The 24,138-nt window shown below is 70.9% G+C and carries 25 protein-coding genes and 1 tRNA gene; 19 read left to right on the forward strand and 7 right to left on the reverse strand.

Going from position 1 to position 24,138, the window contains the following annotated elements; translation table 11 throughout:
- Positions 1 to 141: 141 nt before the first annotated feature.
- The gene (locus tag ACFU5O_RS31240; RefSeq protein ID WP_384245625.1) at positions 142 to 1,182 is read left to right on the forward strand and encodes a DUF1152 domain-containing protein; all 1,041 of its coding nucleotides are present in this window, start codon (positions 142 to 144) and stop codon (positions 1,180 to 1,182) included.
- A 57-nt stretch (positions 1,183 to 1,239) separates the two neighbouring features.
- Here ACFU5O_RS31240 and ACFU5O_RS31245 read toward each other — a convergent pair whose 3' ends face one another.
- Entirely contained in the window at positions 1,240 to 1,500 is a 261-nt protein-coding gene (locus ACFU5O_RS31245) for a hypothetical protein (protein WP_384245557.1), read from the reverse strand.
- 410 nt (positions 1,501 to 1,910) lie between these two features.
- Here ACFU5O_RS31245 and ACFU5O_RS31250 point away from each other — a divergent pair, with 410 nt between their 5' ends.
- A complete protein-coding gene (locus ACFU5O_RS31250; RefSeq protein ID WP_384245558.1) occupies positions 1,911 to 2,702 on the forward strand; it encodes a CAP domain-containing protein in 792 nt (263 codons plus the stop codon).
- A gap of 264 nt (positions 2,703 to 2,966) precedes the next feature.
- On the opposite strand, the gene meaB is transcribed toward ACFU5O_RS31250, so the two are convergent.
- The 3 genes from meaB to mutA are packed head-to-tail and all read right to left on the reverse strand — an operon-like array spanning position 2,967 to position 8,011.
- Entirely contained in the window at positions 2,967 to 3,959 is a 993-nt protein-coding gene (gene meaB / locus ACFU5O_RS31255; protein ID WP_384245560.1) for a methylmalonyl Co-A mutase-associated GTPase MeaB, read from the reverse strand.
- A 6-nt stretch (positions 3,960 to 3,965) separates the two neighbouring features.
- Complete coding sequence (gene scpA / locus ACFU5O_RS31260; protein WP_384245627.1) at positions 3,966 to 6,170, reverse strand: methylmalonyl-CoA mutase; 2,205 nt, start codon at positions 6,168 to 6,170, stop codon at positions 3,966 to 3,968.
- Positions 6,170 to 8,011 carry a methylmalonyl-CoA mutase small subunit gene (mutA, locus tag ACFU5O_RS31265; protein WP_384245561.1) on the reverse strand — a complete coding sequence of 614 codons (1,842 nt, stop codon included), beginning with the start codon at positions 8,009 to 8,011 and terminating at the stop codon, positions 6,170 to 6,172. The genes scpA and mutA overlap by 1 nt, the downstream gene beginning before the upstream one ends.
- A 486-nt stretch (positions 8,012 to 8,497) precedes the next feature.
- Here mutA and ACFU5O_RS31270 point away from each other — a divergent pair, with 486 nt between their 5' ends.
- On the forward strand, positions 8,498 to 9,364 hold the full coding sequence (locus ACFU5O_RS31270; protein WP_384245562.1) for a nitroreductase/quinone reductase family protein: 867 nt from the start codon (positions 8,498 to 8,500) through the stop codon (positions 9,362 to 9,364).
- Between the two features lie 2 nt (positions 9,365 to 9,366).
- On the opposite strand, the gene ACFU5O_RS31275 is transcribed toward ACFU5O_RS31270, so the two are convergent.
- Complete coding sequence (locus ACFU5O_RS31275; protein ID WP_384245629.1) at positions 9,367 to 9,744, reverse strand: ArsR/SmtB family transcription factor; 378 nt, start codon at positions 9,742 to 9,744, stop codon at positions 9,367 to 9,369.
- 89 nt (positions 9,745 to 9,833) lie between these two features.
- Here ACFU5O_RS31275 and ACFU5O_RS31280 point away from each other — a divergent pair, with 89 nt between their 5' ends.
- The 7 genes from ACFU5O_RS31280 to ACFU5O_RS31310 all read left to right on the forward strand — a co-directional run bounded on the left by ACFU5O_RS31280 (position 9,834) and on the right by ACFU5O_RS31310 (position 16,487).
- Positions 9,834 to 10,811 carry a zinc-binding alcohol dehydrogenase family protein gene (locus ACFU5O_RS31280; protein ID WP_384245630.1) on the forward strand — a complete coding sequence of 326 codons (978 nt, stop codon included), beginning with the start codon at positions 9,834 to 9,836 and terminating at the stop codon, positions 10,809 to 10,811.
- Positions 10,812 to 11,006: 195 nt separating this feature from the next.
- Positions 11,007 to 11,435 carry a YciI family protein gene (locus ACFU5O_RS31285; protein WP_384245563.1) on the forward strand — a complete coding sequence of 143 codons (429 nt, stop codon included), beginning with the start codon at positions 11,007 to 11,009 and terminating at the stop codon, positions 11,433 to 11,435.
- 7 nt (positions 11,436 to 11,442) lie between these two features.
- The gene (locus tag ACFU5O_RS31290) at positions 11,443 to 12,675 is read left to right on the forward strand and encodes an RNA polymerase sigma factor (RefSeq protein ID WP_384245564.1); all 1,233 of its coding nucleotides are present in this window, start codon (positions 11,443 to 11,445) and stop codon (positions 12,673 to 12,675) included.
- 257 nt (positions 12,676 to 12,932) lie between these two features.
- Positions 12,933 to 13,175 carry a hypothetical protein gene (locus ACFU5O_RS31295; protein ID WP_384245566.1) on the forward strand — a complete coding sequence of 81 codons (243 nt, stop codon included), beginning with the start codon at positions 12,933 to 12,935 and terminating at the stop codon, positions 13,173 to 13,175.
- A 164-nt stretch (positions 13,176 to 13,339) separates the two neighbouring features.
- Positions 13,340 to 14,101 (forward strand): class I SAM-dependent methyltransferase, encoded by a 762-nt coding sequence (locus ACFU5O_RS31300; protein WP_384245567.1) that lies wholly within the window; start codon positions 13,340 to 13,342, stop codon positions 14,099 to 14,101.
- A 101-nt stretch (positions 14,102 to 14,202) separates the two neighbouring features.
- Complete coding sequence (locus ACFU5O_RS31305) at positions 14,203 to 14,784, forward strand: HhH-GPD-type base excision DNA repair protein (RefSeq protein WP_384245568.1); 582 nt, start codon at positions 14,203 to 14,205, stop codon at positions 14,782 to 14,784.
- A gap of 161 nt (positions 14,785 to 14,945) precedes the next feature.
- A complete protein-coding gene (locus ACFU5O_RS31310) occupies positions 14,946 to 16,487 on the forward strand; it encodes a M28 family metallopeptidase (RefSeq protein WP_384245631.1) in 1,542 nt (513 codons plus the stop codon).
- 48 nt (positions 16,488 to 16,535) lie between these two features.
- Here ACFU5O_RS31310 and ACFU5O_RS31315 read toward each other — a convergent pair whose 3' ends face one another.
- Positions 16,536 to 18,155, reverse strand: coding sequence for a helicase HerA-like domain-containing protein (locus ACFU5O_RS31315; protein ID WP_384245569.1), 1,620 nt, complete (start codon positions 18,153 to 18,155; stop codon positions 16,536 to 16,538).
- 96 nt (positions 18,156 to 18,251) lie between these two features.
- On the opposite strand from ACFU5O_RS31315, the gene ACFU5O_RS31320 reads away from it, so the two are divergent.
- Positions 18,252 to 18,548, forward strand: a complete 297-nt coding sequence (locus ACFU5O_RS31320) for a type II toxin-antitoxin system VapB family antitoxin (protein WP_006377352.1) — start codon at positions 18,252 to 18,254, stop codon at positions 18,546 to 18,548.
- A 192-nt stretch (positions 18,549 to 18,740) separates the two neighbouring features.
- Positions 18,741 to 19,364, forward strand: a complete 624-nt coding sequence (locus tag ACFU5O_RS31325) for a LytR C-terminal domain-containing protein (protein ID WP_384245570.1) — start codon at positions 18,741 to 18,743, stop codon at positions 19,362 to 19,364.
- 91 nt (positions 19,365 to 19,455) lie between these two features.
- On the opposite strand, the gene upp is transcribed toward ACFU5O_RS31325, so the two are convergent.
- Entirely contained in the window at positions 19,456 to 20,091 is a 636-nt protein-coding gene (upp, locus tag ACFU5O_RS31330) for a uracil phosphoribosyltransferase (protein ID WP_384245571.1), read from the reverse strand.
- A gap of 99 nt (positions 20,092 to 20,190) precedes the next feature.
- On the opposite strand from upp, the gene ACFU5O_RS31335 reads away from it, so the two are divergent.
- The 7 genes from ACFU5O_RS31335 (at position 20,191) to ACFU5O_RS31365 (ending at position 23,931) form a co-directional block, all read left to right on the forward strand.
- A complete protein-coding gene (locus ACFU5O_RS31335; RefSeq protein ID WP_384245573.1) occupies positions 20,191 to 20,388 on the forward strand; it encodes a hypothetical protein in 198 nt (65 codons plus the stop codon).
- A 158-nt stretch (positions 20,389 to 20,546) separates the two neighbouring features.
- Positions 20,547 to 21,086, forward strand: a complete 540-nt coding sequence (locus tag ACFU5O_RS31340) for a hypothetical protein (RefSeq protein ID WP_384245574.1) — start codon at positions 20,547 to 20,549, stop codon at positions 21,084 to 21,086.
- Between the two features lie 125 nt (positions 21,087 to 21,211).
- Positions 21,212 to 21,700 carry a tRNA adenosine(34) deaminase TadA gene (tadA, locus tag ACFU5O_RS31345; RefSeq protein WP_384245575.1) on the forward strand — a complete coding sequence of 163 codons (489 nt, stop codon included), beginning with the start codon at positions 21,212 to 21,214 and terminating at the stop codon, positions 21,698 to 21,700.
- Positions 21,701 to 21,748: 48 nt separating this feature from the next.
- Positions 21,749 to 21,833, forward strand: a tRNA-Ser gene (locus ACFU5O_RS31350).
- A gap of 585 nt (positions 21,834 to 22,418) precedes the next feature.
- Positions 22,419 to 22,583, forward strand: a complete 165-nt coding sequence (locus tag ACFU5O_RS31355) for a hypothetical protein (RefSeq protein ID WP_361280882.1) — start codon at positions 22,419 to 22,421, stop codon at positions 22,581 to 22,583.
- Between the two features lie 21 nt (positions 22,584 to 22,604).
- Positions 22,605 to 22,898 carry a Dabb family protein gene (locus tag ACFU5O_RS31360; RefSeq protein WP_384245577.1) on the forward strand — a complete coding sequence of 98 codons (294 nt, stop codon included), beginning with the start codon at positions 22,605 to 22,607 and terminating at the stop codon, positions 22,896 to 22,898.
- Positions 22,899 to 23,097: 199 nt separating this feature from the next.
- Positions 23,098 to 23,931, forward strand: a complete 834-nt coding sequence (locus tag ACFU5O_RS31365) for an RNA polymerase sigma factor SigF (RefSeq protein WP_384245578.1) — start codon at positions 23,098 to 23,100, stop codon at positions 23,929 to 23,931.
- Positions 23,932 to 24,138 lie beyond the last annotated feature (207 nt).

The raw sequence follows: 24,138 nt of genomic DNA on the forward strand, positions 1-24,138 counted from the left end.
TTCTTTACATCGCCGGGCAGTACGACGCCCTCTCTCCGTCAGCGGGAGGTCGAGGGCGAAGGCCGGCCACGCCGTACGCTGGGAAGGGTGACGCGCTTGATCGTGGCAGCCGGAGGGGGAGGCGACGCTGTCGCCGCCGCGATGCTGGACGCCGCGATGTACGGGAACGGGGCCCCCGCGGTGGTGCTCACCTACGCGTGGGACCGGCTGCTGATCGACCCGGTGCCGGGCCCGCGAGGGCCGGCCGACTTCACCGGGCTGCGTCCGCTCACCAGAAGCGTCCAGTCCGTGCCGGGTGGGGCGAGGCCGGTCGCCCCGGCGGGCTCGACACTGCCCCGGCTGGCCGCCGAGCTGCCGCACACCTTCGCCCTGATCGATCCGCACCACGGTGCGGAGGGCATCACGCGCCAGCTGGAGGAACTCGTCCGGCATCTGGCTCCCGACTCCGTGGACCTCCTGGACGTCGGCGGGGACATCCTGGCCAGGGGCGACGAACCCACCCTCTGCAGCCCGCTCGCGGACGCCCTCACGCTCGCAGCCTGCTGCCAGGTCAACGCCCCGGTGAGACTCCTGATCGCCGGCCCCGGACTGGACGGTGAACTGCTCGCGGACGATCTGCGTGACCGTCTGGGCGACCCGGTGCTGACACTCACCGCCGACCATGTGCGGCCGATCGGCCCGGTACTGGACTGGCACCCGTCGGAGGCCACGGCCATGCTCGCCGCGACAGCCCGGGGCGTACGGGGACTGTGCGAAGTCAGGGACGCCGGCATGCCCGTACCGCTCACCGACGAAGGACCCACGGTCCACGAGAGCGACCTCGACGCCGCCCTCGACCGCAACGAGCTCGCCCGGGCCCTCCTCGAGACCGAAACGCTCGAAGAGGCCGAGCGGTACAGCCGGGAGGTCTGCGGATACTCCGAGATCGACTACGAACGCGAGAAGGCCGACTGGCTCTGCGGCCTGCCGGAACAGACGCTGGACCCGGATCACACGCTGCGCCAGCTCGACCAGTTCGAGGCCGAGGCCCGTACCCGTGGCGTCAGCCATACGACGTTCCGCCGGATCACCGAGGCCCTCGGGCTCAGCGGCGCCCAGCGCCAGGCCCTGAGGGACCTTCTGATCAGCAGCCGCCCGGAGCAGTACGCGGCCCCGCTCTGGCGCATCCCCGCCTACGCGTGAGTGCGGAGGGCGGCGAGAGCGGCGCCTTCGTACGTCCGCCGTCCGCGCAGGCACCGGTCATCGCCGGACCTGACGGTCCAGGTGCCGCCCGGCGGGGCGCTCCCGGGCGGGGACGGTCGGGTTCGTGGCCGCACGCAGCAGCCACTCGACGGGACCGTAGTCGCGCGTACGCACCGGTGTGAGGCGTTCCCCGTTCCTGCCGCGGAAGGCGCACAGCACCGTCGCGGCACAGGCTGCCGTCGGCGCGGGAGCGGTGAGCAGGCCGCCGACGAGCGCGTGCACCTCGTCGGGGCACCGGGGGGCGGACGACCGGATCATGCCCGGAGTTTCGTGACATCCGACACAGCCATTTCCGGCACTAAGGCTCCGAATAGTAGATGCCCGGTCGGCGACATATAGAGATTTGTCCGTCTTGGCACAGACATACCTCGCACAGGTTTTGATCGCATTCGGCCCGCTCGGCCGTTTCGCCCGTTCGTCAAGTCACCAACGACTTCTGACGGAGCAACAGAAACACCGGAAGGTCCCTGATCCGGGTCTGCACGCGCCCGCGCCCCTGGCAAGGGCCCTCCGAGGCTACGAGGCGGGGTAGTACCGACGCTCGTTGCCCTCTGCACCCAGCGGTTTTAACAATGGCGGCCCGCAAAGGCGTCTCCGCAGCTCAGGCACAGATTGTGCCCGGGCCAACCGCTCTCGGGGGCGCTCCGCGAATACGAGTGAGGTCACGCATGAGCAAGCACCGCAGGAAGTCGCACTACCGGAAGATAACCATCGCCGCCGTCGCCACGGCCGCAGTGGCGGTGCCTTCCGTCGCCATGGCCTGCATGGACCCGCAGGAGACCCAGCAGACGCAGGAGAGCCGGGCCCACGGCCAGTGGAAGCGTGCGCATTCCGATCAGCGGTGGACCTGGGACAAGTCCGAGCACCGTTGGCACGGGTCCAAGTGGGGCAAGGAGCCGACGGCACCCGCGTCGCAGACGCCCACCGAGGCTCCGAGCGCTCCGAAGCCCGCCGCTCCGAAGCCCGCGGCGCCCAAGCCCGCGGCCCCCAAGCCCGCCGCTCCGAAGCCCGCGGCCCCCAAGCCCTCGGCGCCCAAGACCACCGCCCCCAAGCCCGCGGCGCCGGCCACCTCCGCCCCGGCGTCCGGTGATGTCGCCCGCATCGTGGCGCTGGTCAACAGCGAGCGCAGCAAGGTCGGTTGCTCCCCGGTGACCCTGAACGCCAAGCTGAGCAAGGCCGCACAGGACCACAGCAAGGACATGGCTGCACACAACAACATGTCCCACACGGGCTCGGACGGCTCGGACCCGGGCCAGCGGATCACGCGCGCCGGCTACAACTGGAGCACCTACGGCGAGAACGTGGCCTACGGTTACGGCTCTCCCGAGAGCGTCATGGCGGGCTGGATGGACAGCCCCGGCCACAAGCGCAACATCCTCAACTGTGAGTTCAAGGAGATCGGCGTCGGTATCGCCCAGCCCAACGACTACTGGACGCAGGACTTCGGCACAGCCCGATAGACCGCCCTTCACCGGGCACAACACCCGGTGATTGCGTCGCAGGCGCACGCCCCTGCCGTGCCCTCCGCCCGCTGAAAGGCCCCGACCGGTGTCGTGCACCGGCCGGGGCCTTCGGGCAGGAGCCTGCCGTGTCCCGCGCCGGGCCCCGAAGGGCCTTCTGGGCCGCAGGGCGCGTCGGTGTGCCGGCACAGGTGGTGGCGGCATGGGCTGTGCCGCCGTCGATGCCGCACTTCACCGCCGCATCACCGCCGCATCACCGCCGCGTCAGCCCTCCTGGCGCCCGAAGGCCTCCAGGATCCGTTCGGCGGCAAGGGTGGGTGTCAGCTCCCCGTCGCGGACCTGCTGCTCGAGGCCGGGGGCGAGACCCCGTACGGCCGGATGGGAGCGCAGCCGGCCGAGAAGGTCGTCGTGGACCATGGCCCAGGCCCAGTCGACCTGCTGGTCACGGCGCTTGGCGGCGAGGCGGCCGCCCGCGTCCAGCAGCGTCCGGTGCTGTTCCAGCCGGTCCCAGACGGTGTCGAGACCCTTGAACTCACGGGCGCTGCAGCTCAGCACCGGCGGGGTCCAGGCGGCGTCGGCGGGGTGCATCAGCCGGAGCGCGCCCGCGAGTTCCCGGGCCGCGGCACGGGCATCGCGCTCGTGCGGACCGTCCGCCTTGTTGACGGCGATGACGTCGGCCAGTTCCAGGACGCCCTTCTTGATTCCCTGGAGCTGGTCGCCGGTGCGGGCGAGGGTGAGCAGCAGGAACGAGTCGACCATGCCCGCGACCGCGGTCTCCGACTGTCCGACGCCGACGGTCTCCACCAGCACCACGTCGTAGCCCGCCGCCTCCATCACGACCATGGACTCGCGGGTCGCCTTGGCCACGCCGCCCAGGGTGCCCGCGCTGGGCGAGGGACGGACGAACGCCGCCGGGTCCACGGCGAGGCGTTCCATGCGGGTCTTGTCGCCAAGGATGGAGCCGCCGGTGCGGGTGGACGACGGATCGACGGCCAGCACCGCGACGCGGTGCCCCATACCGGTGAGCTGCGTGCCGAAGGCGTCGATGAAGGTGGACTTGCCCACCCCCGGAACCCCGCTGATGCCGATCCGCCGCGCCCTGCCGGTGTGCGGCAGCAGTTCGGTCAGCAGCCGCTGCGCCAGGGCTCGGTGATCGGGCCTGGTGGACTCGACGAGAGTGATGGCGCGGGCGACGAACGCCCGCTTCCCGTCGAGCACACCCTTCGCATAGCTGTCGATGTCGAGGTCGATGGCCATCCGCGGCTACAGCTCGTCGTGGCCCAGCGCCGCGCCGAGCCTTCGTACCAGGTCGTACGCCGCGTCGGGGATCACCGTGCCGGGCGGGAAGACCGCCGTCGCACCCATCTCCAGCAGCGTGGGCACGTCCTGCGGCGGGATCACACCGCCCACGACGATCATGATGTCGTCACGCCCCTCCTCCGCGAGCTGCTCGCGCAGCGCGGGGACGAGGGTCAGATGGCCTGCCGCGAGCGAGGAGACGCCCACGACGTGCACGTCCGCCTCGACGGCCTGCCGGGCCACCTCGGCCGGGGTCTGGAACAGCGGGCCGACGTCCACGTCGAAGCCGAGGTCGGCGAAGGCGGTCGCGATCACCTTCTGGCCCCGGTCGTGTCCGTCCTGGCCCATCTTGGCGACGAGGATGCGCGGACGGCGGCCCTCCGCCTCCTCGAACCGGTCGACCAGTGCGCGGGTGCGGTCCACCGAAGGGGACTCCCCTGCCTCGTTGCGGTACACGCCGGAGATCGTACGGATCTGGCCCGCGTGGCGTCCGTAGACCTGCTCCAGGGCGTCCGAGATCTCACCGACCGTCGCCTTCGCGCGGGCCGCGTCCACCGCCAGCGCCAGCAGATTGCCCTCCATACCGGGCCCGGAGCCCCGGCCTGCGGCCTCCGTCAGCGCCCGCAGCGCGTCCTGGCAGACGGCCTCGTCGCGCTCCTCGCGCAGCCGCCGCAGCTTGGCGATCTGCTGGGCGCGCACCGAGGAGTTGTCGACCTTGAGGACGTCGATCTGTTCGTCGTTCTCCACCCGGTACTTGTTGACGCCGATGACGGGCTGCCGACCCGAGTCGATTCGGGCCTGGGTGCGGGCGGCGGCCTCCTCGACACGCAGCTTCGGGATGCCCGCGTCGATGGCCTGCGCCATGCCGCCGGCCGCCTCGACCTCCTGGATGTGCTGCCACGCCTTGCGCGCCAGGTCGTACGTCAGCTTCTCGACGTACGCGCTGCCGCCCCAGGGGTCGATCACCCGGCAGGTGCCGGACTCCTGCTGGAGCACCAGCTGGGTGTTGCGGGCGATGCGGGCGGAGAAGTCGGTGGGCAGCGCCAGCGCCTCGTCGAGGGCGTTGGTGTGCAGCGACTGGGTGTGGCCCTGGGTGGCGGCCATCGCCTCCACGCAGGTACGCGTGACGTTGTTGAAGACGTCCTGCGCCGTCAGCGACCAGCCCGAGGTCTGTGAATGGGTGCGCAGCGAGAGCGACTTGGCGTTCTTCGGCTCGAACTGGTCGACCAGCTTGGCCCACAGCAACCGGGCCGCCCGCATCTTGGCGATCTCCATGAAGAAGTTCATGCCGATCGCCCAGAAGAAGGAGAGCCGGGGTGCGAACGCGTCGACGTCCAGGCCCGCTTCCCGCCCTGCCCGCAGATACTCCACACCGTCGGCGAGCGTGTACGCCAGCTCGAGGTCGGCCGTCGCGCCCGCCTCCTGGATGTGATAGCCGGAGATGGAGATGGAGTTGTATCGGGGCATCTTCTGCGAGGTGTACGCGAAGATGTCCGAGATGATCCGCATCGAGGGGCGCGGCGGATAGATGTAGGTGTTGCGGACCATGAACTCCTTGAGGATGTCGTTCTGGATGGTCCCCGCGAGCTTCTCGGGCGGTACGCCCTGCTCCTCCGCCGCGACGATGTAGAGGGCGAGCACCGGCAGCACGGCGCCGTTCATCGTCATCGACACGGTCATCCTGTCCAACGGGATGCCGTCGAACAGCTGCCGCATGTCGTAGATGGAGTCGATGGCGACGCCTGCCATGCCGACGTCCCCGGTGACGCGCGGGTGGTCGCTGTCGTAGCCGCGGTGCGTCGGCAGGTCGAAGGCGACCGACAGGCCCTTCTGTCCGGCCGCAAGATTGCGCCGGTAGAAGGCGTTGGACTCCTCGGCGGTGGAGAAGCCCGCGTACTGGCGGATCGTCCACGGCTGGTTGACGTACATCGTCGGGTAGGGGCCGCGCAGATACGGCGCGACACCGGGGTAGGTGGCCAGGAAGTCCAGGCCCTCCACGTCACGGCCGGTGTACAGCGGCTTGACCGCGATGCCCTCCGGGGTTTCCCAGAGCAGATCGTCGGCGCTGCTGCCGGTCGACTCCTTCACGGCCGCGCGCCACTGTTCCTCGGTGGCCCCGGCGGGCGAGCCGGAGCCCAGGGCGATCTCCGAGAAGTCGGGAATCTGCATCACGCCGCAACTCCCATGCGGTCGAGGACGGAGGACAGGACGCTCACCGCGTCGCAGCCCGCGAAGATGTACTCGTCGACGCCGGCGTGGTCACCGGGCCTGCCCGCGAGATATACCCGCTGCGCGCCGGCCGACCTGAGGGCCTCGGCGACTTCTTCGGCCTGCTCCTCGTACATCGCGTCGCTGGAGCACAGGCACGCCACGCTCGCCCCGCTGCGCGCGAAGGCGTCGGCAGCCGTCGCCGCGTCCACCGATACGGGGTCGTGCACCGGCTCGACGCCGCCGGCCTGGAAGAGGTTCGCGGCGAACGCGGCCCGCGCGGTGTGGGCGGAGGCCGGGCCGAGCGCGGCGAGGAAGACACGCGGCCGCGCGCCGGTGACTGCGAGATGGGCGTCGGAGCGGGCGCGCAGCGCCTCGAAGTCCTCGTCACGGCGCACCCGGGGCAGTCCGCCGCCCGCCGGCGCGGCGGACGGCTCCCGCTCGACGGGCTTCTCCGCCAGGTTCGGGAACTCACTGACGCCCGTGACGGGTTCGCGGCGGCGGGCGATGCGCTGCTTGCGCTCCTTCCAGGTCGACGCGAGCCTCTCGCCGACCAGACCGGACCGCAGGGCCGCCTCCTGGCCGCCAGCCCGCTCCAGCTCCTGGAAGAACGCCCAGGCCACGTCGGCGAGTTCGTCGGTCAGCCGCTCCACGTACCAGGAGCCGCCCGCGGGGTCCGCGACCCGGCCGAGGTGCGACTCCTCCAGCAGGATCGACGAGGTGTTGCGGGCGATCCGGCGGGCGAAGGCGTCCGGCAGGCCCAGCTCATGGTCGAACGGCAGCACCGTCACGGCGTCGGCGCCGCCGACGCCCGCGCCCAGGCAGGCGATCGTGGTGCGCAGCATGTTCACGTACGGATCGCGGCGGGTCATCATCACGGGCGAGGTCACGGCGTGCTGGCGCTGCGCACCCGCGTCGCCGGCCCCGCACACCTCGGCCACCCGGGCCCACAGACGGCGGGCCGCGCGGAGTTTGGCAACGGTCAGGAACTGGTCGGCGGTGGCCGCATAACGGAACTCCAGCTGCCGGCAGGCCGCCTCGACGGGCAGTCCCGCCTCGGTCAGCAGCCGCAGATAGGCCACTCCGGTCGCGAGCGAGACGCCGAGTTCCTGGGCGGCGGAGGCCCCGGCCTCGTGGTACGGCAGTGCGTCCACGGTCAGCGCCCGCAGCCCCGGGTACTCCGCGTGGCACCGGCGGGCCAGCTCGACGGCGGTGGCCGGGTCGCCGGGCCGGCCGGTACGGGCCTCGGCTCCGAGCGGGTCGGCGCCGAGGTTGCCGCGCGCGGCCTCGCGGGAGACGCCCTTGTCGTCGTACAGCCGCAGCAACTCGTGCGCGGCAGGGCCGGTTTCCGGGCCCGCGTCGAGCACGACCGGCGCCAGGTCGAGATAGACCCCGTCCAGGGCCTGGGCCATGCCCGCCACCGGCACACCGGAACCGCCCACGGCGAGCCACACCGAGGTGACGCCGTTCTCCAGGTCCGCGAGCACCGCCTCGTTGACGCGCACGGGATCCGGTCGCTCGTGCCGCTGACGTACGTCCCAGCCGCCCGCGGGCCTGCCGCCGCGCACATAAGGGTGGAAGCCCGGATATCCGGTGTCGGGCACGGCGTCCCGCGCGGTGTAGAGGGGCCGGGCCACGAGCCCGTCGTCCATCGCTGTCGCCAGCGCGTCCTCGGCCGCCGCGCCCGACACGTCCTTGCCCGACTTGCGCAGGACGCCTTCCACGAGGCGCTGCCACTGCTCATGGGTGGCGTCCGGGAAATCGGCAGCGAGCGAAAGCCCGTCATCGGGAACAACCGTCATGCTCGGATGCTAGGTCAGGCGCACGGATGGGCAGCAGAGGCTCCGGATGTGACCTTCCCCTCTGTGACCTGCCCCTCCCTCACCGGGAGCGCTCATCCGGCCGCGACGGCAGCCGATACGCCGTTGCCGGGGCATGTTCCTCCCGGTAGGTTCGGTTTCGTGACTGCCGGGTCGGCCTTGGGCCAAGAGCGAGTGGGGTACCCGGCCCTGGCGTGACCGCCGGGCGGGCGAGAGGCCCGCCTTTCTCTGATTTCTTCTGTTTTCCCCTGTTTTCGCGTGTACCGAAGTGCGGCTCTCCGCACGCCGGGCGCGGCTCCGCGCCGTTTCCGCGCGAGGTGCTCTTCTCCTCCCGCGCCCCGGTCCGCGACTTCCCGTTTCCGGGTTCCCCCGCACCACGGGCTCACCGCCGACCGCGGCGCTCCCGTGGCGCCTCGTCATGTCCCGCGCACGGAGCGCGGGTTCGCACGTCCGAGAAGAAAGCAGCGAATGCCGAACGATTTCAACCAGCAGGTCATCGAGGAGTTCCGCGCCAACGGCGGCCATGTCGGCGGCCCTTTCGAAGGGGGCCGACTGCTCCTGCTGACCACCACCGGAGCGCGGTCGGGCGTCCGCCACACCGCACCCGTGGGCTACCTGCCCGACGGTGACGGGCGCGTCCTGGTCATCGCGTCGGCGGGCGGCGGGCCGAAGCACCCGGACTGGTTCCACAATCTGGTGGCCGATCCGCGCGTCACGGTCGAGGCCGGCGTGTTCACGTACGAGGCCGAGGCGGTCGTCCTGGAGGGCTCCGAGCGGGACAGCGCCTTCGCCCGCGCGGTCGGGAGCGATCCGGGGTGGGCCGACTACCAGGCCAGGACGGACCGGGTCATCCCGGTGGTCAGGCTTCAGGAGATCCCCGGTCCGCCGGACATCGCGGCGAAGTCATGGGGCGCGGCCGTGAAGGCGGTGCACGACGGTTTCCGGCGGGAGCTCGCCCTGATACGCCAGGAGCTCTCCGCCTCCGCCTCCGGCACCGACGCCGGGGCCGGGACCGCCGGACTCGGGGCGCAGCTCCGGGTGAACTGCCTGACGGTCTGCCAGGGACTGCACAACCATCACACCGGTGAGGACACCGCGATGTTCCCGTTCCTCGCCGAGCGCCGCCCGGATCTCGCCCCGGTCCTGGACCGGTTGCGCGACGAGCACATGAAGATCGCCGGGCTCCTCGACGAGCTGCGGACCGTCGTCACGGCCGACGACGTGGACCCGGCTCGGGTGCGCACCGAGGTCGAGCGGCTCACGGACGAGCTGGAGGACCATCTGCGCTACGAGGAAGAGCAGCTGATCCCGGTGCTCGACGCGCCGGGGCGCTGAGTTCAGCCGCCGCCGGGAGCGTCGGGCGCGGCCTCCCGGCTGCGGTCGTCCGTGCGCAGGACAAGGGCGAGCAGCCCGGGGAAGCGGGCGTCGAACTCTGCGCGGCGCAGACGGTTGACGCGCCTGGGGCCCTCGTCGCGCTGCTCGACCAGGCCCGCCGTGCGCAGCACCGAGAAGTGGTGGCTGAGGGCGGCCTTGCCCACGGGCACGTCGAAGCTGCCGCAGGTGCGTGTCCAGTCGGCGGAGTCCGCGAGCTCGCGGATCAGCTCGATGCGTACCGGGTCGGCGAGTGCCGACAGGGCCGTCTGGAGGGGGACCTCGTCGGGGTTCGCGTGAACCGGTGCGGCGCGGTGTCCGCCGCCGCCTGTGCCGTCCGCCATGACCGCTCCCCTTGCCGAGTGTTCGATGAGGATCATACACTCCGAGTGTTCGACTCCCATTGAACACTCGTCGAGGGGTGTGTGCTGCGTTGCGCGCGATCGAGATCCATGAATTCGGCGGTCCCGAGGTGCTGAAGGCCGTCACGACCGGCACACCGGATCCGGGACCCGGTGAGGTCACCGTCGACGTCGCCTACGCCGGCGTGAACTTCGCCGACCTCAAGGCGCGGGCCGAGGGCTACCGGGTGGGGACCCTCCCCTTCGTCCCCGGCCTGGAGGTCTCGGGCCGGATCCGGGCCGTAGGCGCGGACGTGGTGGATCTGCGCCCCGGGCAGGAGGTCGCCGCGCTCACCTCCTCAGGGGCCTACGCCGAGGTCGTGGCCGTGGCCGCCACCACCGTGTTCCCACTGCCCGAAGGCGTGGACCTGCGCACCGCCGCCACGCTTCCGACCGTGCTCCCGACCGCGCACGCCCTGCTGCACGAGGTGGGGCGACTGCGGTCCGGGGAGAGCGTGCTGGTCCACGGCGCCGCAGGCGGCATCGGAACGGCGGTCGGGCAGCTGGCCAGGGCGGCGGGCGCCGGGGCGGTGTACGGCGTGGTCTCGTCGGCCGCGAAGGCCGGGTACGCCCGCGCATACGGCTATGACGAGGTGTTCGTCGGCGACTCCTTCACCGACGGGGTGCACCGCGCCACGGGGGGCCGCGGTGTCGATCTGGCGCTCGACCCGGTGGGCGGCGACACCTTCCGCGGCAGTCTCGACTCGCTCGCCGTCTTCGGACGGCTCGTCTCCTACGGCAATGCGAGCGGCGCCGAGCCGTGGCGGGTCGGCCAGGCCGAGCTGTTCCCGCAAGGGCGTACAGTCGCCGGTTTCTCCATCCTGTCCCTCGCCGGGTCGGCGCCCGAGGCGCTGCGGGCCCTCGCCGAGCGCTCCTTCCGCACCGTCACCGACGGCATCGTGGAACTGCCGGTCACCGCGGAGTTCCCGCTGTCGGAGGCGGCCGAGGCGCATGCCCTGATGGGCGGTCGCACCTCGACGGGCAAGCTCCTGCTGAAGGTGGTCCCGTGAAACCGGGCTGGAAACCGAGGGTGAGACCGAAAACGGGACCGAGGACTCGCCGGGGGAGCATTTCCCCTGGTCACGCACGAGACTGGAAGTGACGCGAAAAAATCTCGGGTGAGGTGTCGAGAAAACGTCCTCCGCTCCGACGTCCCCTGTGAAAGTTGCCCACAAGGGGCGGCACGGCACCCGAGGGAGCGAGTCATGAAGTATCTGGTGATGGTCCAGGGCACCCAGGCCGACTACGCGGCGATGCGCGGTCAGGCCTCCGAGCACAGCCCGGCATGGAGCGAGAAGGACTTGCAGGCGATGTTCTCCTTCATGGAGGCCGTCAACAACGACCTCGCCGAGTCCGGTGAGCTCGTCGACGCCCAGGGTCTGGTCGAGCCGGCGCAGACCCGCTTCGTGCACGCGGGCAAGGACGGCCGCCCGGTGATCTCGGACGGGCCCTACAGCGAGACGAAGGAACTGCTGGCCGGGTACTGGGTGCTGGACTGCGAGAGCCTGGACCGGGTCACGGAGATCGCGGCCCGGGTCGCCCGGTGTCCGGCCCCCGACGGCGCACCCGACTACCCGGTCGTCATCCGTCCGATCGACGACGGTGGAGGCGATGTGTGCGCGTCCGGCGCATGAGACCCGCATGAGACGCACGACCGAGATCGAGGACCTGCTGCGCCTGCACGCGCCGCAGGTCCTCGGTGCGCTGGTACGCCGGTACGGACACTTCGGCCCCGCAGAGGATTCCGTACAGGAGGCGCTGCTCGCCGCCGCGCAGCAGTGGCCGCAGACGGGCGTGCCGGACAACCCGCGCGGCTGGCTGATCAAGGTGGCCTCGCGCCGCCTCACCGACCAGCTCCGCAGCGAACAGGCGCGGCGCCGGCGTGAGGAGACGGCGGCGCAGCTCGCGCCGAGGGACGCGTTCACCGCGCCGCCGCCCGGTGAGGGCCGCGCCCCGGCGGAGGACGACACCCTCACTCTGCTGTTCCTCTGCTGCCACCCCGTGCTGACGCCCGCCGCACAGATCGCGCTCACGCTGCGGGCCGTGGGCGGTCTGACGACGGCCGAGACCGCCCGGGCGCTGCTGCTGCCAGAGGCGACGGCGGCGCAGCGCATCAGCCGGGCCAAGGCGAAGATCAAGGACGAGCCGTTCAGGCAGCCGGGCCCCGAGGACCGCGACCAGCGGCTGGCCGCCGTGCTCCAGATCCTCTACCTGATCTTCAACGAGGGCTACACGGCCACCTCCGGGGCCGCCCTGCACCGGGCCGACCTCGCGCAGGAGGCGATCCGGCTGACCCGTGCCGTACGCAGGCTGCTGCCCCGCGAAGGGCAGGTGACCGGGCTGCTGGCGCTGATGCTGCTCACCGAGGCGCGCAGCGCGGCCCGCACCGGGCCGCACGGTGAACTGATCCCGCTCGACGAGCAGGACCGCACCCGGTGGAGCCGCGACGCGATCACCGAAGGCACCGCGCTGGTCGAGGAGGCTCTCTCCCAGGGCCCGGCAGGCGCGTATCAGTTGCAGGCGGCGATCGCGGCCCTCCACGACGAGGCCACGCGGACCGAGGACACCGACTGGCCGCAGATCCTCGCCCTCTACGACCTCCTCGTACGCGTCACCCCCGAGCCCATGGCCGAACTGGGGCGCGCGGTGGCGGTCGCGATGGTCGAGGGGCCCCGCGCGGGGCTCGCCGAAGTGGCAAGGCTGGAGGACCGGTTGGCGGGTCATCACCGGCTGGACGCCGTACGCGCCCATCTGCTGGAGAGGGCCGGGGACAGGGAGGCCGCCCGGGCCGCCTACCAGCGGGCGGCCGGACACACCCTCAGCCTGCCGGAGACCCGCTACCTCCAGATGCGTGCGGCCCGGCTGCAGCCGTGACGGCCGGGCGGCGCCGACGGGGAGCGGGAAAGGACGTCCTGGCCGAAGCCTGGCGTCCATCTGACCCACCGGTCCCTCACCGGCGGTGACCCCCGCGACCACGGCCACACCCGCCGAAGGACCGGCGGCCGGCCGCTGATCGTCCCGCCCGGGTACCGCTGCGCCCGCGTGGCCCGGGGACGTGATCACTGACACGGGGCAGGTGCCCGCCCTGCTGTTCCACGGCCGGGGCGCGGGGCGGCTCGCACCGCACCTACGTGGCCGTCGGCGGCGGACCTGGAGCGACCCCGCCTGAGGAAGCCGGCTACGAAGACTCCGGCGCGTCCTGCCGCAGCGAGCTCGCCGAGGAACTCGCCGAGGAACTCGCCAACGCCAGGATCACGGTCGACGCCCTCCATCCGGCGCATCACCGGCGACTCTCCGGACGAGGGCATGACGAGGGCGTACGGCCGCCGCCGGCGCCGATCGCGGGTCCGGCGCCGGACCGGGTGACCGGGTGACCGGGTGACGGGGACGTACGTCGACCGCTTCGACGAGGGCCGGGCCCCGGACGCACCCGTACGACACGGCGGCGCGGGCCCGGCCGGGGGCACTGGTCACGGAGCTCACGGCGGACGGGCGATAAGGGCTGGCGTCCCGTCCGGCAGGTTGGGACGATCGGATCATGACACGCACCTTTGACCACCTCGTGGCCGAGGCCGAGTCCGTTTCCGTGGTCGGCTGGGACTTCTCGTGGCTCGACGGGCGGGCGACGGAACAGCGTCCCTCCTGGGGCTATCAGCGTCTGATGAGTGAACGTCTGGCGCAGGCGTCCGCCGCGCTGGACATCCAGACGGGCGGCGGCGAGGTCCTCGCCGGAGCACCGAAGCGGCCACCACTGATGGTCGCCACCGAGGCCTGGCGGCCGAACATCGACAAGGCCACGCAGCTCCTCCACCCTCTCGGTGCGGTCGTCGTCGCCGACTCCGACGAGCCACCGCTGCCCTTCGGGGACGAGGCGTTCGACCTCGTCGTCAGCCGGCACCCGGTGACGGTGTGGTGGGACGAGATCGCCCGCGTCCTGCGACCGGGCGGCACGTACTTCTCGCAGCAGGTCGGCCCTGCCAGCGTCTTCGAGCTGATCGAGTACTTCCTCGGCCCGCAGCCCGAGCACGTCCGGCGCGCCCGCCACCCCGACGAGGCGCGGGAAGCCGCGGAGGCGGCCGGTCTGGAGATCACCGACCTGCGTTCGGAATCGCTGCGCGCCGAGTTCTTCGACATCGGCGCGGTGATCTACTTCCTGCGGAAGGTCGTCTGGATGGTCCCGGGCTTCACGGTGGCGCAGTACCGCGGCCGCCTCCGCGAGCTCCACGACCGTATCGAGGCCGAGGGCCCGTTCGTGGCCCACACGGCCCGCTTCCTGATCGAGGCGCGCAAGAAGGCGTGACGCCGGCCCCCTCCGCCGCCTGGGGGCGACGGCCGGGACGGGGTGCGTCCGCCCCGTCCCGCGGACGTGCGTCCCCCACCCGCCGGAGGGATCATCGGGGAATGAGCCCCAAGATTCATCTGGCCCAGCAGCCCGAGGCCGACGAGATCCTCGATCGCAGCCCGCTCGCCCTGCTGACCGGCATGCTGCTGGACCAGCAGGTCCCGATGGAGTGGGCCTTCACCGGCCCGTACACGATCGCCCAGCGCCTCGGCCGCGACGATCTGGACGCGCACGAGATCGCCTCGTACGACCCCGATGCCTTCGCGGCGCTGCTGTCCGAGAAGCCGGCGGTGCACCGCTATCCGGCCTCCATGGCGAAGCGGATCCAGCAGCTGTGCCAGTACCTGGTGGACGAGTACGACGGCGATCCGACGGCGCTGTGGCGGGACGTCTCCACGGGCAAGGAGCTGCTCGCCGGGCTGCAGGCACTGCCCGGTTTCGGCAAGCAGAAGGCCCAGATCTTCCTGGCGCTGCTGGGCAAGCAGTCCGGCGTCCGGCCAGAGGGCTGGCGGGAGGCGGCGGGACCGTACGGGGAGCAGGGTGCGTACCGCTCGGCGGCGGACATCACGGGCCCCGAGTCGCTGGCCAAGGTGCGCGCGCACAAGCAGGAGATGAAGCGCGCGGCGAAGGCGGCCAAATAGACCTACAGGTACGCCCGAAGACGTACAACGTGAGGTCAATGCTGCTAAATATCGCGTGAGTTGCGGCACAAGTGTTCACAGAACACTCAGAGATCGCTAACTTCCCCTCAACCTCGTTCGCACCGGGAAGGACCTCTGTGAACGCAACCCATCGCAGAGCCGTGGCCACCATGGCCGCAGCCGCACTCGCAACCCCGCTTCTGCTGGCATCCGCCTCCCCCGCCTCCGCCCACCGGCACGACCCTGCCGAGGAAGCGGCGAAGGAAGCGGCCAAGCTCTCCAGGAAGCTGGTCCGCGAGTCGTCCGCCAAGGATGCTTTCAAGCACCTGCAGAAGTTCCAGCAGATAGCCGACAGCGCCGGCGGCAACCGTGCCGCGGGCACGCTGGGTCACGACGCCTCGGCGGCGTACGTCTACCAGCTGCTGAAGAAGGCCGGATACGACGTCTCGTACCAGACCTTCGAGTTCGTGTACACGCAGACCCAGGCCGAGAAGCTCTCGGTGATCTCGCCCGCGCCGCGCGACGTCACCATCTCGGCGATGACGTACACCAAGTCGACATCGGTCGGCGGCATCAAGGCGGATCTGGTCGCCGCGCCGGTCGACGCCGACGGCACCAACGGCTGTGAGCCCGGTGACTTCGCGTCCGGGACCTTCACCGGCAAGATCGCCCTGATCAAGCGCGGTGGCTGCACCTTCGCCGCCAAGCAGGAGAACGCGGCGGCCGCGGGCGCGGCCGGGGCCGTGATCTACAACAACACCGAGGGCGCGCTCTCGGGCACCCTGGGCGCCCCGGAGGCCGGCAAGATCCCGACCGGCGGCATCACCCAGGCTGAGGGCGACAAGCTCGCCGCGGACCTCGCCAAGGGGCCGGTGAGCATCAACTTCGAGATCCGCCAGCTCCAGCAGAAGCGTTCCACCAACAACGTCGTCGCGGAGACCCGGCACGGCAACGCCGCCAACACGGTGATGCTCGGCTCCCACCTCGACTCGGTGGTGGCAGGCCCCGGCATCAACGACAACGGCTCCGGCTCCGCCGGTCTGCTCGAGGTCGCGCTGGAGCTCGCCAAGGCCGAGAAGAAGCCCGCCAACAAGGTGCGCTTCGCCTGGTGGTCGGCGGAGGAGAACGGTCTGCTCGGCTCGGAGCACTACGTCGCGAACCTCAGCGACCTGGGCAAGAAGGAGATCAAGCTCTACCTGAACTTCGACATGATCGCGTCGCCGAACTACGGCCTGTTCGTGTACGACGGCGACGACTCGGACGGCGTGGGTTCCCCGGCGGGCCCGGCGGGCTCCGCCCAGCTCGAGCGCGACATCAACGAGTTCATGGACAAGCAGGGCAGGCCGCACGCGGGCACGGACTTCACCGGACGTTCCGACTACGGTCCGTTCGTCGAGGCGGGCATCGCGTCCGGCGGCACCTTCACCGGCGCCGAGGGCCTCAAGACCGAGGCCCAGGCCGCGATGTTCGGCGGCACGGCCGGGGTCGCGTACGACGCGTGCTACCACGCCAAGTGCGACGACATCAAGAACATCGACATGAAGGCGTTCGACGTCAACATCGACGTCATCGCCAACGCGGTCGGCACCTACGCCCGGGACCTGAGCTCGCTGCGCAAGCCCGTCACCACCGTCCCGACGGACGGCGACGCGGGCAGCGGCGGCGGTCTCCACGACGGCCACGACCACGACGTGACGGAGTAGGCCTCACCGTGTGACGGCCCGCCGCGGGCCCGGCGCCGGTATCCGGCGTCAGCGTCTGCGGCGGGCCGTGCCGAACAGCGAGCGCGAGATCTCACGGCCCAGCTGCGTACCGACGGAGCGGGCCAGGGACGTGAAGAGGCCGCTGCCCATGACCTGCCCGACGACGGATTCGTCCTCCTCGCGGCGAGGGGTGCGGGCGGCGGCCTTCGCCGCCTCCGCGGCGGCCCTGGCCTCCTCGGCCTCCCGGGCCGCGCCCAGGGCGGCGGCCTCTGCCGCCTGCTGTTCCGCCGTCAGTTTCTCGTACGCCGACTCGCGGTCCACAGCCTGTGCATAGCGCGGGTACAGCGCGGAGGACGTCACCGCCCGGTCCAGCACAGCCGCGTCGACCGGGCCCATCAGCGACTGCGGCGCCCGGAGCCGGGTGGCGGCCACCGGGGTCGGGGCGCCGGTCTCGCTCAGGACGGTGACGACCGCCTCGCCGATGCCGAGGGAGGTGAGCACCTCCTCCAGGTCGTACGCCGACTTCGGGAACGTGCGCACCGTGGCCTTCAGCGCCTTCGCGTCGTCCGGTGTGAAGGCGCGCATCGCGTGCTGAACCCGGTTGCCCAGCTGTGCCAGCACATCCGCCGGTACGTCCTTCGCGTTCTGCGTCACGAAGAAGACCCCGACCCCCTTCGAGCGAATCAGCCGCACCGTCTGCGTGATCGCCTCCAGGAACGCCTTCGACGCACCGCTGAACAGCAGATGGGCCTCGTCGAGGAAGAACACCAGCTTCGGCTTGTCCAGGTCACCGACCTCGGGCAGCTCACCGAAGAGATCGGCGAGCAGCCACATCAGGAACGTCGAGAAGAGCTGCGGCCTGTCCTGCACGGCCGCCAGCTCCAGTACGGAGACGAGCCCGCGCCCGTCCGGCGCCGTACGCAGCAGCTCGCTCGTGTCGAACGCGGGCTCCCCGAAGAAGTCGCCCGCGCCCTGCTGCTCGAGGGCCGTGATCGACCGCAGGATCACCCCGGCCGTGGCGGTCGACAGACCGCCGATGTTCTTGAGTTCGGCCTTTCCGGTGTCCGACACAAGAAAGGCCACCACGGCCCGCAGGTCCTTCAGGTCCACCAGCTCGAGGCCCTTGGAGTCGGCGTAGTGGAAGATCAGCCCGAGGGACTGCTCCTGGGTCCGGTTGAGCTGCAGCACCTTCGACAGCAGTACGGGCCCGAAGTCGGTGACCGTGGCCCGCACCGGGATGCCGGGACCGATTCCCCCGAGCGAGTGGAACTCACAGGGGAAAGCCGCCGCCCGCCACTCCTGCCCCACCTGCGCGGCGCGGGCCATGGCCTTGTCGCCGCCCTCGCCGGGTGCGGAGATGCCAGAGACATCGCCCTTGATGTCGGCGAGGAAGACGGGCACGCCGTTCGCCGAGAGCTGCTCGGCGATCAGCTGGAGGATCTTGGTCTTGCCCGTGCCGGTGGCCCCGGCGACCAGCCCATGGCGGCCCAGCATGCCGAGCGGGACACGGATCCGGGCCTCCGGGCGGCACTGCCCGTCCCAGAGCAGGGCACCCAGATCGAGCGCCGGTCCGGGGAACGCGTACGCGGCGGCGATCTCGCCGGCTTCGGCCGGAAGCACCCCCGACGCGCGCGAACCGGGGGGCGGTGACGGCTCCGGCTCACTCATGACAGGGCCCCTATTCCGGGTTTGCGAGGTTTTGACCAGCATCGCACCGGCGTCGCGTGGCTGCGCCGACAGCCGCTTGCCCGGTAGGCTTTCCGTGTGATCTTCAAGCGCATCGGCAACGGGCGGCCGTATCCCGACCATGGCCGGGAAAGCACCCGGCAGTGGGCGGATGTCGCGCCGCGCCCGGTCCGCCTCGATCAGCTCGTGACCACCAAGGGTCAGCTCGATCTCGAAACACTGCTCGCCGAGGACTCCACGTTCTACGGCGATCTCTTCGCGCATGTCGTGAAGTGGCAGGGCGATCTGTATCTCGAGGACGGGCTGCACCGTGCCGTACGCGCGGCGCTCCAGCAGCGACAGGTGCTGCACGCCCGCGTGCTGGAAATGGACTGACACCGGGGCTCTCCGGCCCGCCACGCCGCACGCGCGGATCCGGCGGGCTTCCGGCGACCCCCGAACAACCCTTTCGGGCCCCTCGCCACGGAACGCGTTTCCGACCCGTACGGGCGCGGTTTCCGCCCCATACGGACGCCGTCGGATGATCGTTTAGTAGCCCATGTCCCGGGACCGCACTACGCTGCGCCCATGAGCATGCTCACTCCCCCCGGCATGGGCGGAAAGTACCGCATCACGGGCAACGCCTATCCGCGTATGCGCCGTCGCCCTCGTCGCCGCAGGATTGTGCTCGCAGTCGTCGCCGCCACGGCCGTTCTGGGCCTGGGCGGCTGGGGGACGCTCCAGCTCATCGACGTCTTCACGGGCGGCGGGAAGAAGGCCGCGGCCAAGGGCGACACCTCGGCTGCCTGCGAGCCCCGGCAGGCGCCCGCCGCCGCACCCCTCCCGCCGAAACCGGCTCAGATCACGGTGAACGTCTACAACGCGACACCGCGCGGAGGGCTCGCGAAGGCAACCGCCGACGAGCTGAAGAAACGCGGCTTCGCCATCGGCAAGGTGGGCAACGCCCCGGCGGCGTACGACAAGAAGGTCCCCGGCACCGCGCTCCTGCTCGGCGCGGCCACCGCGCACGAAGGATCGCTGCGGGTGCTCTCCACCCAGCTGGCGGGCTCCCAGCTCAGGGTCGACGCCCGCAAGACCGCCGACGTCGATCTGATCCTGGGCACGGCCTTCAAGACGCTCACGGCCAAACCGGCGTCGGACAAGGCGCTGGCGGCCCTGGCCGCGCCGCCCCAGCCGGCGAGGAAGTGCTGACGAGGAATGCCGAGGGGCGGCCACGAGGCGGTGCCGGGCGGCGGTTCGAAGACCGCCGCCGGTGCTCCCCCGTCGTTGCCGCCCCGGGGGACTACTCCGCCGCGCCGTACATCCGGTCACCCGCGTCGCCGAGGCCCGGGACGATGTAGCCGTTCTCGTTGAGCCGCTCGTCGACCGAGGCCGTCACGACCGTCACCGGCGTGCCCGCCAGTTCGCGCTCCATGACGGCGACACCCTCGGGCGCCGCCAGCAGCACGACCGCCGTCACATCGTCGGCCCCGCGCTTGATCAGCTCGTGGATCGCCGCGACCAGGGTGCCGCCGGTGGCGAGCATCGGGTCGAGGACGTACACCTGACGCCCGGAGAGGTCCTCCGGCATACGCGTCGCGTACGTCGACGCCTCCAGGGTCTCCTCGTTGCGGATCATCCCGAGGAAGCCCACCTCGGCGGTCGGCAGCAGCCGCACCATGCCGTCCAGCATGCCGAGCCCGGCCCGCAGGATCGGCACCACCAGCGGACGCGGGCGGGAGAGCTTGACACCGGTGGTCCGTGACACCGGGGTCTCTATGTCGATCTGCTCGGTGCGCACGTCCCGGGTGGCCTCGTACGCGAGCAGGGTCACCAGCTCGTCGGCGAGCCGCCGGAAGGTCGGGGAATCGGTGCGCCGGTCGCGCAGGGTGGTGAGCTTGTGCGCCACCAGGGGGTGGTCGACGACGTGGATCCGCATGGGCCCAACACTAGCCGGGCCCGGACACCCCCTGGCATCAACGGCCGGTTCGGAGGGAAGGTGGGACATACCCATTCCAGCGCTGAGGTGGTGTGGCCGATGCCGGACCGGGAACAGCAGAACACGCAGCAACAGGAACAGCCTGAGCAGGAGAGCGACGCGGAGCGCCGGCGGCGGCGCGCCCAGTTCCTCCGCGAACTGAACGAGGCCAAGGCACTGCGTGAGCGCGTCCAGCCACGCCGTGCTCGCGCGGCCCGGATGCGCCAAGCCATGCGGATGCGAAGCTTCCGCTGGTGAGCCCCGAGCACACCCCCGGGCGGGCTCTTGACTGAACGCGTGCACGACGCAACGCCGGAAGACCTCTCGCGAAGCCGCTGTTTCTGTCACGATTCCGAAGGGCGGGGCCACCAAGCGCACCGCCGGTCGTCACAACTCTGATCAGTGGGAGAGTCACGGTGTACTTCGCCGCACTGCTCGCGCGCACCGAAGACGGGTGGGAAGCGAGCGACACAGAGCTCGACGATGTGGAGACCCTGTCGGATCTGACCGACTTGGCCCGCGAGGCCTCGGTGGACGAGGACACAGTGCTCGTCTTCATCGAGCAGGAGGACGCGTGGTTCGGCCTCGTCCGCGTGGAAGGCGAGGACGACCCTCGCATCTTCGTCTCGGACGCCGCCGCGGCCGCGCGCTCGTCGTACGGCGAGATCCTCACCACGGAACTGCTGGGCGGGGACCAGGACGACGACGCCGACGACCTGGACTCGCTGGACCTCGACGGCACCGAGGACGGCGAGCCCGTCGTGGCCGACGACGAGGAGGAGGAAGAGGAGACGTCGATCGCGGCCGATTCCGTCCCGGCCGGTCCGGCCGGCGACCGCGACATTCTCGCGGACCTCGGCATGTCCACGAAGGAGCTGCTGGCGCTGAACACGGACGCGCTGGGCGAGATCGCGGACGCGCTGGGCGCGGCCGAGGTGCTGGAGACCGTCCGCTAGTGACCGCGGTACCCGATCCCGTACCGCCGGAGCCTGCGCCGGACGCCGCGCCCGTCCCGGATGCGGAGCCGGCGAGGGGCAGGGGACCCGTACCCGATCCCGTGCGAGGCCCGTGGGAGGCGTCCATGCGCCTTGCGCTCGCGGAGGCGGCGCGCGCGGCGCAGGCCGGCGATGTGCCGGTCGGTGCCGTCGTCCTGGGCCCGGACGGGGCGGTCCTCGCCACCGGCCACAACGAGCGCGAGCTGACCGGCGACCCCACGGCACACGCCGAGGTGCTCGCCCTGCGCCGGGCAGCGGCGAAGCGCGGGGAGTGGCGGCTGACCGGCTGCACACTCGTCGTGACACTGGAGCCGTGCACGATGTGCGCCGGCGCCCTGGTGCTGTCCCGGGTGGACCGGGTGGTCTACGGCGCCCGGGACGAGAAGGCGGGTGCGGCCGGCTCGCTGTGGGACCTCGTACGCGACCGGCGGCTCAACCACCGCCCGGAAGTGATCCTCGGCGTACTGGAGGAGGAGTGCTCACGGCAGCTGTCGGCGTTCTTCCGCGACCGCCTCGAGAACGGCCCCGGGGACGGCCTCCTTCACGGCCCCGGGGAGGGTCCCGGGGACGGCTGATCGATATGGATTTCGGAGCACGGCCCACCTTGGGCTAAGCTCTCTCCCGGTAGCGTGTCCGAGCGGCCGAAGGAGCTCGCCTCGAAAGCGAGTGTGGCGCAAGTCACCGAGGGTTCAAATCCCTCCGCTACCGCTGTCAGACGGAAGGGCGGTCCCGACGGGACCGCCCTTTCGCGCTGTTCGGCCGGATGCCCGCGTTCGCCCCAGCACTCGTGACGGCCCGTCACGCCAGCTCCGGACGCTTCGACGCGTCACCGCCGCGGCCGGGCACCCCCGGGCGGCCGGGCACGGCCGCGGCAAACCGCCCGCACGGCCGCCGGCGCCCCGCCCCACCGCACACGGAAGGGCCCCGGTGTCCGCCACCGGGGCCCTTCTGTCATCTGTTGCCGTTCGCCCGCCTCTTCGCTTCCGGGGAGGGGAGAGGAGAGGAGGCCGGGGGGAGCGGACTCTCCGGGGGGACAAACCGCTCCCCCCGATGAGCCTGCCTCCGGACCCGGACCGCTCTCGGGGGGAAGCTCGCGGCGCGGGACCCCGCTGTGGAGGCCGGTTCCTCACCCGTCGGATCCCTGTCGGCTCCTCCGGGTTCACCTTCCATGCTGCGCCCGCGGGCACCCTTGGCGGGCCCGACCAAGGGCCCCGATGTCCGGGACCTTGGTCCCTAAAAGGGCTCAGTTAGACTCACGCGACTTCGCAGGGGCCGCAGGGGAGGCAGGTACCGATGGTGCAAACGAAGAAGATCGCCCTCTACATAGTCGTCGTCTTCGTGCTGTACACGATCATCAACTCTCCCGAGCGCGCCGCCGATCTGGTCCAGGTAGGGTTCGAGGGCATTTCGAGCGCCGCTCAAGGCGTCGGAGAGTTCATGACCGAGCTGGTCAACTAGGTCGACACAAGGAGCGTCCCCTTGATCCGCCATCTGGTTCTTTTCAAGCTCAACGAGGGCGTCGAGCGGGACGAGCCCCGCGTCGCCGCCGGCGCGAAGGCCTTCCGGGAGCTCGGTGGCGTCATCCCCGAGCTGGAGTTCTGGGAATGCGGCTGGAACATCACCGACCGGCCGGTGGCCTACGACTTCGCGATCAATTCGGCGGTCGCGGACACGGACGCCCTGAAGCGGTACATCGAGCACCCGGACCATCAGGCGGCCGCCGGTCAGTGGCGCGAGTTCGCCACGTGGGTGATCGCCGACTACGAGTTCTGAGCCACCTGCCGACCCCCGGCCACGAAGCCCCCACCGCAACGGTGGGGGCTTTTCGTTACCTGTGCGGCCATCCGCCCTCAACACGGAGTTATCAGGTGCTTGCACACAGTGGACATGTCTTGTGATGCTATGACCGCTTTTGACGGATGAGTTGATCGATATCGATCCGCTGTTCGAACCGCGAAGGGGTGGCGAGACCGTGCCGGCCAGTACTGCACCTCAAGTACCGCCCCAGAACGAGACCGAGTCCCTTCCCGCCAGACCCCAGAGCCGGGGGGCCGACACCAGGGCACTCACCCAGGTGCTGTTCGCCCAGCTCAAAGAGCTGGCGCCGGGCAGCCCCGAGCACACACGGGTGCGTGCGGCCCTGATCGAGGCGAATCTGCCCCTGGTGCGCTACGCGGCCGCCCGCTTCCGCAGCCGCAACGAGCCGATGGAGGACGTGGTCCAGGTCGGCACGATCGGCCTGATCAACGCGATCGACCGGTTCGACCCCGAGCGGGGGGTCCAGTTCCCCACCTTCGCCATGCCGACCGTCGTCGGCGAGATCAAGCGCTACTTCAGGGACAACGTACGGACCGTCCATGTGCCGCGCCGGCTGCACGAGCTCTGGGTACAGGTGAACGGCGCGACGGAGGACCTGACGACGACGCACGGCCGGTCGCCGACGACCGCCGAGATCGCCGAGCGGCTGAAGATCTCCGAGGACGAGGTCCTCGCCTGCATCGAGGCGGGGCGGTCCTACCACGCGACCTCCCTCGAAGCCGCGCAGGAGGGGGACGGGCTGCCGGGGCTGCTGGACCGGCTCGGGTACGAGGACCCCGCGCTGGCCGGGGTGGAGCACCGGGACCTCGTACGCCATCTGCTTGTTCAGCTGCCCGAGCGCGAGCAGCGCATCCTTCTGCTGCGTTACTACAGCAATCTGACGCAGTCACAGATCAGCGCGGAACTGGGGGTGTCGCAGATGCATGTGTCAAGGCTCCTCGCCCGAAGCTTCGCACGATTGAGATCCGCAAACAGGATCGAGGCGTAACCGGAACGGGTAGACCTCTTTCAGCCCACCTTGCAGCACGCAAAAGCCGCAGACCCCCTTTTTCCTGCACGGATTTGACTCCGCGTTGTCGACATGTCACTACAGCGTGTTGCCGACATGTGACATTCTGCGGGAACCGCGTTTGCCGCGGCCCCGCCTCCGGTATTCAGGTGGAGGCTGCGTTCCTCCGATGGTCGCGGCCCACGC

Source organism: Streptomyces sp. NPDC057445, from assembly GCF_042802855.1.
GTDB lineage: Bacteria > Actinomycetota > Actinomycetes > Streptomycetales > Streptomycetaceae > Streptomyces.